This window comes from Exiguobacterium sp. s161 (assembly GCF_018619045.1).
GTDB lineage: Bacteria > Bacillota > Bacilli > Exiguobacteriales > Exiguobacteriaceae > Exiguobacterium_A > Exiguobacterium_A indicum.
In genome coordinates, this window is record NZ_JACSNH010000001.1 from 1,125,572 (window position 1) to 1,139,006 (window position 13,435).

The following is a 13,435-nucleotide window of genomic DNA, read 5'->3' on the forward strand; positions in this document are numbered from 1 at the left end:
ATAGAGGGGGAACTTTCATGCGAGCAACATTCAAGACAGGTGTTATTTTAGGTGGTCTAGCAGCGATTGCGACAATCGCCTATCAACAATACCAACAACGAAAATCGACTTCAGATGATATTGACCATCGTCCAAGTGTCGACGCGAAACGCGATCCGGCTGAAGTCGGACTGACACAACTGGATTCCATTCATCGGGCAGATTGGCAAGCGAATGGATTCCCACAAACACACGCAGAACTCGAACGCCTCGAGCGAGAAGAAAATTAAAAAAGCACGTCTCTCGAATGAGAGGCGTGTTTTATGGTCATTAAGCACTTGTTGTGACTAGGGCACGTGTCCGTTCACTGTGTGCAGTATAAGAAGAGAGATGTTCGAATTGATAAAGCGTTAAGGTCGCTGTGCGACGTTGACCGGTACTCGATTCGAGCATTAAATAAGCTTCATTGAAGTCTGTTCCACCACCATCATAGCGGATGTGTGCCGTAATCGTTCGTCCATCTGTTGTCTGCATATAAATATCGTATCCTCCGAAATCAACACGCTTAAAGCTAGTTGCCTCGCTTACGATGTGTTTGAATGTTTCGATTAAAGAATATGTCATCGTTCGTTCCTCCTTTTATTTCTTCAAAATAAAATAAGTTATAATTAACACCGAATATTACTATTCCCATTAAATTCAAGAAATAAACATCATAAATGAATCTTTTTTTAGTTCTTGTTATGAAACGCGTTTCATACTTTATGATGAATACAGACGGTGCGTGACCGATTCCGGGCGTTAACCGATACAGAAACTATAATCAAAAAGACAAGGGGATGGTCATGACCATCCCCTTGTCTTTTTGATTATAGTTCTACGTTATGGTAGACCTGTTGCACATCCTCAAGATCTTCCAGTGCATCGATCATTTTCTCGAATTGTGCGACGTCGTCTTCAGACAACGCGACTTCGTTTTGAGCGAGCATGACGAGTTCGGCAAGTGAGAACTCGGTGATCCCTGCAGCTTTCAACGCTTCTTGCACAGCATGGAATTGTTCCGGCTCAGCGTAGATGATGACAGATTCGTCTTCTTCGAGGATATCGCGCACATCAATATCCGCTTCCATCATCAATTCGAGAACGTCATCTGCAGTTTTACCTTCGAAGGCAAAGATTGCCGTCGCATCGAACATATAAGCGACGGATCCGCTCACGCCCATGTTTCCGCCATTTTTTCCGAATGCAGCACGGACGTCAGAAGCCGTCCGGTTAACGTTGTTCGTCAACGTTTCGACGATGACCATTGAACCGCTTGGACCGAATCCTTCATAACGTAAGACATCGTAGTTTTCTTCCGCTCCACCTTTTGCTTTTTCAATCGCCCGATCGACGATGGCACGTGGCACGTTGTATGTCTTCGCTCGTTCGAGAACGACCTTTAATGCTTGGTTTGATTCTGGATCGGGTTCACCTTGTTTAGCCGCTACATAAATCTCACGACCGAACTTTGCGTAGATCCGACTCGTATTTTTGTCTTTTGATGCTTTTTTTTCCTTGATGTTGTTCCATTTACGACCCATTTCGTATCCACTCTCTTTCCGTAATATCAGAAATCCCTGATTTCCTATGCGTTATCAGTATACCTTAAACTACCTGACAGACTGAACTAAAATGTCGGTGGAACCGTTGAATTTCTATTAAATACGTTTAAGCGATGTGGAAGAAAGGAACTTTACCGATAGAGAAATATCAATTTAAGGGAGAGTGGCAGAATTTGAACCAGGCTGGGGTAGTTCATCGCGCATTATCACCATTTGTTTATACCTATGATCAAGAGACGGTCCATATCCGACTCATGACGGCTAAAGGCGATATTGAAAAAGTTGAATTGATATATGGTGATCCGTATGAATGGGAAGCGGAAAAAGAAGAAGACCGAGATTGGAATTTTGATCCGGAGAAAGAAAAATCATGGAAAGTGAAACGGACGCTGATGCAACACAATGGAAGTGATGCGACGTATGACTATTGGTTCATTGCAATCCGTCCAGAACGGAAGCGGGTACGGTATGGGTTTGAGGTTCATGGCGATACGACAGCCGTATTAACCGAGCGTGGCTGGTATGACGAAGCACCACTCGATCATCCAGGCTATTATTTTTCTGTGCCATATGTTCATGCGACGGATGTCTTTGATACACCGGACTGGGTGAAGGATACGGTCTGGTATCAAATTTTCCCGGAACGATTTGCGAATGGTGACCGGGCGAATGATCCAGCGGGAACGAAGGAGTGGGGAAGTGAAGCACCGGCTTTTCAGAATTTCTTCGGTGGAGATTTTCAAGGGGTCATTGATCACGTCGATCATTTACAACGTCTCGGCGTCACGGGTGTCTACTTCTGCCCAGTCTTTCAAGCGCCATCCAATCATAAATACGATACGCTTGATTACTTGAAGCTTGATCCTGCGTTCGGTGACGAGAAAACGTTCCGCAAGATGATCGATGTGCTACATGAGAACGGTATCCGCGTATTACTCGATGCCGTCTTTAATCATATTAGTGAAGAGCACCCAGCATTTCAAGATGTCTTAGAAAAGGGACAAGACTCGAAATACGCCAACTGGTTTACGATTGATTCCTTCCCGGTCGATCCATCGATTCCAAACTATGAAGTGTTTGCATTTGAACGAAACATGCCGAAGTTGAATACTGCCCATCCGGACGTCAAAGACTATTTGCTTCACGTCGGACGTTACTGGGTCGAGGAATTCGGAATTGACGGCTGGCGTCTGGATGTCGCTAGTGAAGTCGATCATGCGTTTTGGCGTGAGTTTCGAAAGGAAGTCCGGGCTGCGAACGGAACATGTTATATCGTCGGCGAATGCTGGACGGATTCGCAACCATGGCTCCTCGGCGATCAATTTGATGCCGTCATGAATTACGGTTTGACAGAGAGCTTTTTGACTTGTTTTGCGACGGGCGAGACGAGCGTTCGTGATTTCTCACATGCAGTCAGCCGGAATTTAAACTGGCATTCTCAAAATGTCAACGAGGTCATGTTCAATTTGATTGACTCGCATGATACGCCGCGTGCTCTAACGCGTGCGAAAGGGAATATCGATCGAATGAAGTTACTCTTCACTACACTGTTGACGTTTCCGGGTTCACCCGTCATCTACTATGGCGATGAGATTGGAATGACTGGGGGGCAAGACCCGGCAAACCGTGCGTGTATGGAATGGGATGAGACGAAGCAGAACCGTGAGTTGTTCGATCACGTTGCACAGTTGATCGATCTTCGAAAACAGCATCCGGTTTTAGCAAATGCCGGAACGTATCATTTCCAAAGGATCGATGATACAAGACAAACATTTATTGTCGAACGACGTCAGGGCGAACAGGTTTACTTGCTCGTCGTCAACGTCAGTGAAGAGGTACAATCTCTTTCGCTTGAAGGAACGTATGAAAGTCTGTTAGACGCAACGACGTTATCGGGAACTATTCAAGTAGAAGCTGTGTCAGCTCTTCTTTTGCACACGTATAAGAAAAAGCAAGTCGTGGATATCGCATCCGCGACTTGCTTTTTTAGTGTGCATTACGAATCAAACGGATGGATCAGTAAACCGCTCCGAAGTTTCGGTTCGAACCAAGTCGATTTCGGTGGCATCACTTCTCCGGCATCAGCCACCGCCATTAAATCTTCGATCGAAGTCGGATGCAAGTGGAAGGCGACAGCGGCATGTCCAGAGTCCACGATTTGCTCAAGGCCGGCATACCCCTTATGACCACCGACGAACTGGATCCGTGCGTCCGTCCGTGGATCTTCGATACCGAGTAACGGTGTCAACAGCTCTTCTTGCAAAATCGAGACGTCGAGATTCGCTTTCGTACCTGTTCGTTCAGAATTGTACGAAAGGGTATACCATTGCCGGTTGAGATACATCTCGATTTGGTGAGGCTTCGTTTGTTCGGCACGTCCTTTTGTGATCGTAAAGCGATGGGCTAATCGCTCGAGGAAATCAACGACGGATTGACCGTACAAATCTTCAACGACGCGATGGTAACCGAGAATCCGTAATTGATCCTGCGGGAAGGAGACGCCAAGAAAACGTTGGGCTTCCTCCTGGTCGGTCCGACTGGCAGCGATGGCTGCTGCTGCAGCACGATGGTGACCATCAGCGATATAGAGAGCATCGTGACGGGCGAACTGGCTCCCGATCGTCAACAGGTGATTACGATCGGCGATTTTAAAAATTCGGTGCGTCACTCCATCGACGGTGAAATCATATAGGGGATCGCCAGCAGTGACCGTCGTGACGATTGCTTCGAGTTGTGGATCCGTCTGATGCGCCAGTAAAATCGGTCCCGTATGTGCTTGTAACTGTTCGACGTGTCGGACACGGTCGCGCTCTTTATCTGGACGTGTGAATTCATGTTTACGAATTTGATTCGTCTCATAATCGCTGACGGCAACACATCCGACGAAACCGGATTGCGTATGTGTCCCGTCTGACAACTGATAAATGTAATACGTTTCGTCCGTATCGAGCTGTAAGATGCCGTTTGTTTGACTCTCTTCGAAGGCAAGCGCCGCTTGCTGATAAACGCGTGGGTCATCTTCAGCGATCAATGACGGAAGGGTGGCTTCTGCTTTGTCGATCCGTAAAAAAGACAGCGGATGACGTCGGATCTCGGAACGTGCTTCTTCGCGCGAATAAACATCATACGGTAAGGCGGCAAATTCTGCCGCATATTTTGAGTCCGGTCGTAACGCCGCAAAAGGTTCGAAAGTTGGCATGGGGTTCACTCCTTTAGAGTAGGCGTGTTTTCAAGACGCCAGGAATCTGATTCAGTCGGTCGAGCGAAATCATCTCGTCCGCATGGTTATCGATATCGATGATTGTATAGGCAATCGCATCTTTACTACCATTGATCATATTCGCGATATTGATCGACTCTTGCGCTAACACCGAGGCGATTTGACCGACCATGTTCGGAATGTTGTGGTGAGCAATCGTAATTCGTCGTTTTCCAGTGAACGGTAGCTCGACGGCTGGGAAATTGACCGCATTGCGGATGTTTCCTGTCTCAAGGAACAGACGCAGTTGATCGACCGCCATGATGGCACAGTTTTCCTCCGCTTCACTTGTTGATGCCCCGATATGTGGTAAGGCAATGACTCGGGGGAGGGACAAGATGAAGGCGTTCGGGAAATCCGTCACATAATTCGCCAGGCGACCGGACCTGAGCACTTCTGCTAACGCTTGTTCATCGACGAGTTCACCACGCGAGAAGTTGAGTAGGGTCGCGCCGTGTTTCATCTTCGAGAAGAGTGACGCATCGAGTAAACCCGTCGTCGCATCAACGAGCGGGAGATGCAACGTGATGTAGTCGCTTGTCGCGAGGAGATCCTCGAGCTGTGTTGCCCGCTGAATCTGATTCGAGACGCGCCAGGCAGACTCAACGGACATATGTGGATCATAGCCTGTGACGGTCATGCCAAGCTCGTGAAGGGTGTTGGCTAAGTTTGCCCCGATTGCCCCGAGTCCGACGATCCCGATTCGTTTCCCGAGCAACTCCGTTCCGACGAATTGTTTTTTGTTCGCTTCGATCCGCTCCGGAATATCTGGTCCGCGTAAGTTGTTCGTCCAAAGCAGACTTGGGACGAGTTTTCGCGCCGTCAGGAATAAACTACCGATGACAAGTTCCTTGACGGCATTCGCATTGGCACCTGGTGTCGAAAAGACGGGAATCCCGCGGTTCGCGAGTTGATCGAGTGGAATTGTATTGACACCGACGCCAGCTCGGGCGACGGCTTTGAGACTATCTGGAAAGCGCATGTCATGTAAATCCTTGCTGCGGACGAGAAAGGCGTCTGGCTGCTCCGTTTCTCGCTGGACGTGATAGTCGTCTGTGAATCGTTTTAATCCTTTGTCTGATAGATCATTCCATAGTTGGACTTGATACATTTAACGTTCCCCCTGTTCAAAACGGTGCATGATATGAATCAGTGCCGTAACCCCTTTGGTCGGCATCGCATTGTAAAGACTCGCGCGCATTCCACCAATCGAGCGATGACCGGCAAGATTGATCAAATCGTGACGCGCAGCGAAGTTCAAGAAAGCAGCGTCTTCCGATTCGCTTCCGGTCGAGAATGGAATGTTCATCCGGCTTCGATCCTTGACGGCTACATGGTTATGAAATAGATCGGATTGATCAATTGCTTCATATAACATGCGCGCTTGTGAGACGTTTCGTGCCGCGATCGTCTCGAGTCCCGTCTCTTCAATCCAATCGAGCACTAATTTCGTCATATAAAGACTAAACGTCGGTGGCGTGTTATAAAGAGATCGCTGTTTTGCATGGATGTCATACCGTAAGTAGGCACCGATCGTGTCAGGAACACGATCAAGCAACTCGTTCTTCACGATGACGACCGTTAAACCAGCGACGCCAAGGTTTTTTTGAGCACCAGCATACAACACATCGAATGACTCGATTCGCAATGGTTCAGACAAAATCGATGACGAGACGTCTGCGACGAGTGGCACATCGACGAGAGGCGGTGTCTGATACGTCGTCCCTTCGAGGGTATTGTTCCAAGTGATGTGCAAATAGTCGGCTGTTGACGTGAACGGACCTTCTGGAATGAAGCGATAACCATGATCAGCGGAAGAGGCGAGCACGTTGACCGTGGCGTACAGTTTGGCATCTGCAATCGCCTTCGTCGACCAGCCGCCGGTATCGATGAAATCAATCCGTCCGGTCATCGTCGCCAGATTTTGCGGTAACATCGCGAACTGAAGTGTAGCTCCTCCTTGAAGAAACAATACGGAGTACGAATCGGGAATCGACATCAGTCTCCGTAAGGATTTTTCAGCCGCCTCCCGAATCGATTCGAAGATTGGCGAACGATGACTCATTTCAAGAACGGATTGTCCTGAATTTTCATAATCGAGTAGCTCGGATTGAGCCTTCAATAGGACCGAGGCAGGAAGGACTGCTGGACCGGCAGAAAAGTTATAAACCGTCATGAGGAACACTCCTTCTTGAATTTTCAGAAAATATGTACCACTCAAGTGTAACGGAATGAAAAATGAGAAGCAATTCCAACTGACGATGAATGGAAAATGAAAACAAAAACATCCCTTGAATCCGTTACGACGGATCAAGAGATGTCAATTGACCAAAGTGCCATTTCCAACCCTCTGACGTAGCACGATAGATGGATACGATCCGGAAACGACCAACGTATTGAGTTGTCCCGTATTCAAATCGGTCTTCTGTCAAACTATACTGGATTGCCGTATCTTCGAAATGATCAATGTATGAAAAATCATCGGTCCGGGATAACCAGCGGATGTTTGCAGGATCCACGTAATGATCGAGGTAGGTCTCGGCATCAAATGACCGCCCTAATGCATCGATGAACGTAAATTCGGGAGATAATAGATGCGAGACTTGTGATAAATCTCCTTTTAGCATAGCATCTTGAAGGTGTTGCATCGTTTGTTCGAGTGTCATGTTACATCTCCTTTCTTCCTGAATCGCTAGTGTAGCATATATAAACAAAAAAAGACCCTGCGTGAGCAGGGTCTAAAAGAAATTAAAGTTTTACAACGTTAGTTGCTTGTGGTCCACGTTGACCTTCTTCAACTTCGAAAGAAACCTCTTGACCTTCGTCAAGTGATTTGAAACCTTCAGATTGGATTGCTGAGAAGTGTACGAATACGTCGTCTCCGCTTTCGCGCTCGATGAAGCCGAATCCTTTTTCTGCGTTAAACCATTTTACTTTACCTTGTTCCATGTGTATTGCCTCCTGCGTGTGACTGGCACACTGATTATTACTACCGTGATCAATTTCATCGAATATAAAGTGAAACACTTCGTATCTCCACCGAACAACAATAATTACTTAATAATATAGCATGCCTGAATCGAAAAAGAAAGGACAAAACAAAAAAAGAACAAACGAAGCTGTTCTTCTCTGAATAAAGCATGCAATTAAAGGGTTCATTCTACTTGTGTCGAAAGAGTATAACTGATTCTTTCAACGAATCGGAATATGTTCTCTTTTACTACTGAGTTGTCGTAATGTATGCAAAATGAATCCTTGGAAGTTCGGATAACGTGTCGGTTGTTCCCAAACGGTACGAAACAATTGCGTCATCGCGGCATGAATGAGTGCATCCTCGACTTGTGTGCGACGGAATAGAAGAAAGAGTGTTTTTTCGTAACGATCGTATAATCGTTCTAACGCGACGGAATCGCGTTGTTTGATTTGATTGAGCAAATCAATGTCTGAATACATAGGTCACTCCTTCTTCGACAGTTTTCTCTATAGTATGCTGTCACTGTAATGTAATAAAACTATTATGTAGATTCCCGCTATATGAATTATGAAACACTCAAACTTCTTGAACTAAAGATAATAATGGAAATGGAGGGACGTTATATGTTTCCTGTATACATTCGCCCGTACATCTTGGAGGATGCAGCGGCGATCCTTGATGTGAATTTGCGAAACCGTGATCACTTTGAATACTGGATGCCTATCAAGCCGTCACCTGAACAATACACGATAGAAGGGCAACGAGAACGGATTCATCGTCATCTAGAGTTGATGCGTCAAGATGCTTATTATGCGTATGGTGTTTTTTTATCCGAGACGGACCAGTTGATTGGGGATGTTTCGGCGATGTTCGTTCAACGTGGACCAGCGGAGACGTGCATGATTGGCTACCAGTTGGATGCCGCCTTTTCAGGACGAGGATATATGGCACAAGCGGTCGGATTGTTCGTAGATCATTTATTTGATGTCCACCAGTTCCACCGGATCCGAGCTGAAGTCATGCCAGAGAATATCGGCTCGATCCGTGTCCTTGAAAAAGTCGGATTTCGTAAAGAAGGAATCGCGAAACAAAATCTCTTCATCAACGATGCCTGGGAAGACTTTGTTTTGTTTGCCCTATTAAAAGAAGACCGAAAGGAGTCACGTCATGCCAATCTCTAATTATTATGCCAATCTGCGCCAACTTGTCGGAACGCAGCGTCTTTTTACACCATGCGTCGCAGCGATCATTCGAAACGAAGCAGGTCACATCCTCTTTCAGGATCCAGGAGGTCCGTTTTGGAGTTTGCCTGCTGGAGCAATCGAACTGGGGGAATCACCGGCACAGGCAGTCATTCGCGAAGTCTATGAAGAGACGGGTCTATTCGTCCGACCGGTCCGTCTGATTGCGACCTTCGGTGGAGAGTCGTTCCGTTTGACGTACCCAGATGGAAACGAAGTTGAATATGTAGCGACGGTATTCGAGTGTAAGGTAGTCGGCGGAACGCTCGAAGCCATCGATGGCGAATCAAAGCAACTGGCGTATTTTCCGAAACAGGATCGTCCTCCTTTAGCACTGCCTTATCCTGATCACGTGTTTGAAGCATCCGAAGCAACGAGCTATTTTGACTGGGAAGAGCACTGGTTGACAGATTTACAACAACAAAATCGGTAAAAACCGAACATTAAATTGCTGATAACGGAATAAAGTTCTTGAAAAACCTTAAAAACGCGAAAATTTCTTTGACACTATGATGACAGTTCGTTATAGTAGTCAAGGGGCGAATGATTATCGCCAATATATTAAAAAATATTCGTAATTAGAGGTGTTATTCATGGATGTAGTATTCGATTATGAAGATATTCAATTAATTCCAGCAAAATCAATCGTTGGTAGTCGTTCGGAATGTGATACGTCAGTCGAGTTCGGTGGTAGACGTTTCAAGCTTCCGGTCGTACCGGCAAACATGCAAACGATCATTGATGAATCGATTGCTTTGTTCTTAGCGGAAGGCGATTATTTTTATATCATGCATCGATTCGAACCGGCTCGTCGTTTGGCATTCGTACGTATGATGCAAGAACGTCAACTGTTCGCTTCAATCAGCGTCGGTGTCAAGGAAGAGGAATATCAGCTGATCGAACAGCTCGCAGCAGAAGGGCTGACTCCTGAATACATCACGATTGATATCGCACACGGTCATTCGGAAGCCGTCATTCAGATGATTCGTCACATCAAGTCGCTTCTACCAGCAAGTTTCGTCATCGCGGGTAACGTTGGTACGCCAGAAGCGGTGCGCGAACTTGAGAATGCGGGAGCCGACGCAACAAAAGTCGGGATCGGACCAGGTAAAGTGTGTATTACGAAGATTAAGACAGGATTCGGTACAGGTGGTTGGCAACTCGCGGCACTTCGTTGGTGTGCAAAAGCAGCAAGTAAACCGATCATCGCTGATGGCGGGATTCGGACGCATGGCGATATCGCGAAGTCAGTTCGGTTCGGTGCTTCGATGGTCATGATTGGTTCACTCTTCGCAGGGCACGAGGAATCGCCTGGTGAGACACATGAAGTAGATGGGGTGCTCGTCAAGGAATACTTCGGTTCTGCTTCTGAGTTCCAAAAAGGGGAACGCAAGAACGTCGAAGGAAAGAAGATGTTCGTCGAGCATAAAGGAAGTCTAGTGGATACGTTGATCGAGATGGAGCAAGATTTACAATCGGCAATTTCGTATGCTGGTGGAAATAAATTGCAGGCGATTCGGACGGTCGACTACGTCGTCGTCAAGAACTCGATCTTCAACGGTGATAAAGTATATTAAAGTGATCAGTTCGCTCTTAACGGAGCGGACTTTTTTTGTTTCTTTAGCATAACTCTTCCATTGGAGGGGTATACATCAAATGGACCAAAAGATTCGGAATATTTTGGATAGGGAGTGATTGACATGCTATTTGAAACGACATCGTACTTAATCGAAAAATTTGCCACTGTTCGTAACCAAACAATTGCCTTGATTGAACCGCTCGAAGCAGAAGACTTCATCATTCAAGCGAGTTCGGACGTGAGTCCGCCGAAATGGCATATCGCCCATACGACTTGGTTTTTTGAACGAATGATACTACAAGAATATAGTGAAGGCTATCGCGTCTTCCATCCGAAGTACAATTATCTGTTCAATTCGTACTACAACTCGATTGGTGCTTACCAGCCTCGTCAACAACGAGGGATGTTGTCACGTCCGACCGTCGAAGACATCATTGCTTACCGAGCATATGTCGATGGACAAATGGTCGAGTTCTTGAAAGAAGAACGGACTCCAGAAGACCAACGGAAAATCGAAGCGTTAGTCGAGATGGGACTGCAACACGAGCAACAACACCAGGAATTGATCTTGATGGACGTGAAGTATAACTTTTTCACGAATCCACTGTTACCTGCTTATCAGTCAAAGTCGTTGACAACAGATGTGCCTGAAAATGCAGTCAAGGAAACATCGTTTATCCAATTCGAGGAAGGACTCGTCGAGATCGGTCATACAGGAGACGGTTTTGCGTTTGACAACGAGAGTCCACGTCATAAAACGTGGTTATATCCGTTTGAATTAGCGACGCGTCCTGTCACGAACGGGGAGTATTTGGCGTTCATTGAAGCAGGGGGCTATGAAAAATCAGAGTACTGGCTATCGGATGGGTACGCGACGGTTCAAAAAGAAGGCTGGAAAGCCCCGTTATATTGGATGAAGGATGACGCGGGAGAATGGACGATCTTTACGATGAACGGTGTCGAACCACTTCGTCTCGATGAACCGATCTGTCATGTCAGTTTTTATGAGGCGGACGCTTATAGTCGCTTTATAGGGAAACGCTTGCCGACAGAAGCGGAATGGGAATGGGCTTCTCGCCAAGTCGATTCTGTCACGAAGCGTAATATGATGGGAAGCGGAACCTTCCATCCGGTAGCCGTCGAAGAGTCAGAGACAACGCTTGCGAGCATGTTCGGAAACGTCTGGGAGTGGACGTCGAGCGCTTATAGTTCATATCCAGGCAGTAAACCGCTCGAAGGAGCGCTCGGGGAATACAATGCGAAGTTCATGTGTAATCAAATGGTACTGCGTGGAGGAGCGTGCGTGACGCCTGACGATCACATTCGCGAGACATACCGCAACTTCTTCCCGCCTGATAAACGTTGGTTATTTGGCGGCTTCCGATTGGCAGGTCACATGTGATGCGAGAGACAGTCATTGGGTACGATTTATATACGCCGCAACAAAACATGCGTTTAGAAGTCATTGAAGGTCTGATGCGAGAACAAAAGGTCTTACCGGCAAAATATTTTTATGATCATATCGGATCCCAGTTGTTCGAACAGATTACGCAACAACCGGAATATTATCCGACACGGACAGAACTCGCCATCTTGGAGCAGCATCGAGCGGAGATTGCACGAAGTATCGGCGATGTGCATACACTGATTGAATATGGAAGTGGCAGCAGTCGTAAAATCCAGATGTTACTGGAGACATTTACACATCTCGATACGTATATGCCCATTGATATCTCAAAAGACTTCCTAATGGAATCTGCACGCCAATTGTCGGAACGGTATCCTGCGCTGCATATTAAAGCGGTCTGTGGGGATTACTCACAATCGATTTCTTTACCGGTCGAGGAGTCTCAAAAACGAGTCATCTTTTTCCCGGGATCGACGATTGGTAACTTTGAACCGGAGGAAGCGATGCGCTTCTTACGTCATTCCTCACGAATTCTTGAAACGGGCGATGGATTCTTGATCGGTGTTGATCTGAAAAAGTCTGTTGATGTGCTTGAACGGGCTTATAATGATGCAGCCGGTGTCACAGCAGCATTCAATTTGAACATGTTGACGCATTTGAATCAGATGCTCGAGGGAACGTTTGATGTGACACGATTCGAACATCATGCTTTTTATAACGAAGAAAAAGGACGAATCGAAATGCATCTTCGGAGTCAACTCGATCAACTCGTGCAAGTTGGAGATGTGACGGTTCCATTCAAACAAGGGGAAACGATTCATACGGAAAACTCCTATAAGTATAGTAAAGAAGAGTTTGAGACACTTGCCCGTCAAAGTGGTTTTCATTCAGTCAATTGTTGGATCGATGACGATGAACGATTCAGCGTGCATTATTTAGAAAAAATGTAACGGCACATCAAAAAACACTCCCACTTGAAAGCTTCCATTAGGAAGCGACACAGGGAGTGTTTTTCTAAATGATATGCCTTATTCGACACGTGCTCCTTCCGGAATCGGATGTTCCGGTACGACGAGAATCGGCATCCATTGTTCCGAGCGACCGATCTCAAGCACCCGACCGGACTCTTCAGGCGTACGACCAGGTATATTGAGTACGGCAATCGCTTGTTTTCCAAGCAATTCATGGACATCGGGTCGCAGTGATTCCCAGTCGAGTGAGAATAAACGCGTAAATCCGTCGAATTGTAGTTCAAGCTGAATTGAGCCATCGGTAAGATCCGAAAGCGACTGTATTGTACCAACACGTATATCTAAAGCATCGAATAATTCAAGAGGAACGATTGGTTTCATGGACAATGGTGTACTTCCTTTCAAAGTGAAGCATAGAGT

The 13,435-nt window shown here is 46.5% G+C and carries 15 protein-coding genes and 1 pseudogene; 7 read left to right on the forward strand and 9 right to left on the reverse strand.

Annotated elements, in window-relative coordinates:
* The first annotated feature begins 17 nt into the window (after positions 1 to 17).
* Entirely contained in the window at positions 18 to 269 is a 252-nt protein-coding gene (locus KNQ14_RS05505) for a hypothetical protein (RefSeq protein ID WP_029341919.1), read from the forward strand.
* A gap of 40 nt (positions 270 to 309) precedes the next feature.
* On the opposite strand, the gene KNQ14_RS05510 is transcribed toward KNQ14_RS05505, so the two are convergent.
* Together KNQ14_RS05510 and KNQ14_RS05515 are read right to left on the reverse strand one after the other, a co-directional pair.
* Complete coding sequence (locus KNQ14_RS05510) at positions 310 to 603, reverse strand: hypothetical protein (protein WP_023468536.1); 294 nt, start codon at positions 601 to 603, stop codon at positions 310 to 312.
* A 245-nt stretch (positions 604 to 848) separates the two neighbouring features.
* Entirely contained in the window at positions 849 to 1,562 is a 714-nt protein-coding gene (locus KNQ14_RS05515) for a YebC/PmpR family DNA-binding transcriptional regulator (RefSeq protein WP_023468535.1), read from the reverse strand.
* 194 nt (positions 1,563 to 1,756) lie between these two features.
* On the opposite strand from KNQ14_RS05515, the gene KNQ14_RS05520 reads away from it, so the two are divergent.
* Positions 1,757 to 3,769, forward strand: a complete 2,013-nt coding sequence (locus KNQ14_RS05520) for a glycoside hydrolase family 13 protein (protein ID WP_251138273.1) — start codon at positions 1,757 to 1,759, stop codon at positions 3,767 to 3,769.
* A gap of 92 nt (positions 3,770 to 3,861) precedes the next feature.
* On the opposite strand, the pseudogene KNQ14_RS05525 reads toward KNQ14_RS05520, so the two are convergent.
* The 6 genes and pseudogenes from KNQ14_RS05525 to KNQ14_RS05550 all read right to left on the reverse strand — a co-directional run.
* Positions 3,862 to 4,782: pseudogene (locus tag KNQ14_RS05525) on the reverse strand (DUF1015 domain-containing protein); the annotation flags it as partial.
* Between the two features lie 13 nt (positions 4,783 to 4,795).
* On the reverse strand, positions 4,796 to 5,953 hold the full coding sequence (locus KNQ14_RS05530; RefSeq protein WP_133207446.1) for a phosphoglycerate dehydrogenase: 1,158 nt from the start codon (positions 5,951 to 5,953) through the stop codon (positions 4,796 to 4,798).
* Complete coding sequence (serC, locus tag KNQ14_RS05535; protein ID WP_214859911.1) at positions 5,954 to 7,018, reverse strand: 3-phosphoserine/phosphohydroxythreonine transaminase; 1,065 nt, start codon at positions 7,016 to 7,018, stop codon at positions 5,954 to 5,956.
* A gap of 124 nt (positions 7,019 to 7,142) precedes the next feature.
* Positions 7,143 to 7,508: a nuclear transport factor 2 family protein gene (locus KNQ14_RS05540; RefSeq protein WP_214859913.1), complete on the reverse strand. Its 366-nt coding sequence runs from the start codon at positions 7,506 to 7,508 to the stop codon at positions 7,143 to 7,145.
* A gap of 82 nt (positions 7,509 to 7,590) precedes the next feature.
* Positions 7,591 to 7,791, reverse strand: coding sequence for a cold-shock protein (locus KNQ14_RS05545; RefSeq protein WP_023468529.1), 201 nt, complete (start codon positions 7,789 to 7,791; stop codon positions 7,591 to 7,593).
* Between the two features lie 243 nt (positions 7,792 to 8,034).
* Positions 8,035 to 8,295, reverse strand: coding sequence for an RNA polymerase sigma factor (locus KNQ14_RS05550; RefSeq protein WP_050679081.1), 261 nt, complete (start codon positions 8,293 to 8,295; stop codon positions 8,035 to 8,037).
* Between the two features lie 144 nt (positions 8,296 to 8,439).
* On the opposite strand from KNQ14_RS05550, the gene KNQ14_RS05555 reads away from it, so the two are divergent.
* The 5 genes from KNQ14_RS05555 (at position 8,440) to egtD (ending at position 12,994) form a co-directional block, all read left to right on the forward strand.
* Positions 8,440 to 8,997, forward strand: coding sequence for a GNAT family N-acetyltransferase (locus KNQ14_RS05555; RefSeq protein ID WP_050679082.1), 558 nt, complete (start codon positions 8,440 to 8,442; stop codon positions 8,995 to 8,997).
* On the forward strand, positions 8,984 to 9,490 hold the full coding sequence (locus KNQ14_RS05560) for an NUDIX domain-containing protein (protein ID WP_052017109.1): 507 nt from the start codon (positions 8,984 to 8,986) through the stop codon (positions 9,488 to 9,490). The genes KNQ14_RS05555 and KNQ14_RS05560 overlap by 14 nt, the downstream gene beginning before the upstream one ends.
* A 160-nt stretch (positions 9,491 to 9,650) precedes the next feature.
* A complete protein-coding gene (guaC, locus tag KNQ14_RS05565; protein ID WP_195864874.1) occupies positions 9,651 to 10,634 on the forward strand; it encodes a GMP reductase in 984 nt (327 codons plus the stop codon).
* Between the two features lie 123 nt (positions 10,635 to 10,757).
* On the forward strand, positions 10,758 to 12,038 hold the full coding sequence (gene egtB / locus KNQ14_RS05570) for an ergothioneine biosynthesis protein EgtB (RefSeq protein ID WP_214859915.1): 1,281 nt from the start codon (positions 10,758 to 10,760) through the stop codon (positions 12,036 to 12,038).
* Positions 12,038 to 12,994, forward strand: coding sequence for an L-histidine N(alpha)-methyltransferase (gene egtD / locus KNQ14_RS05575; RefSeq protein WP_055968420.1), 957 nt, complete (start codon positions 12,038 to 12,040; stop codon positions 12,992 to 12,994). The genes egtB and egtD overlap by 1 nt, the downstream gene beginning before the upstream one ends.
* A 78-nt stretch (positions 12,995 to 13,072) precedes the next feature.
* Here the strand turns inward: egtD and KNQ14_RS05580 are convergent, their stop codons facing one another.
* On the reverse strand, positions 13,073 to 13,396 hold the full coding sequence (locus tag KNQ14_RS05580) for a hypothetical protein (protein ID WP_133207443.1): 324 nt from the start codon (positions 13,394 to 13,396) through the stop codon (positions 13,073 to 13,075).
* Positions 13,397 to 13,435: the final 39 nt, after the last annotated feature.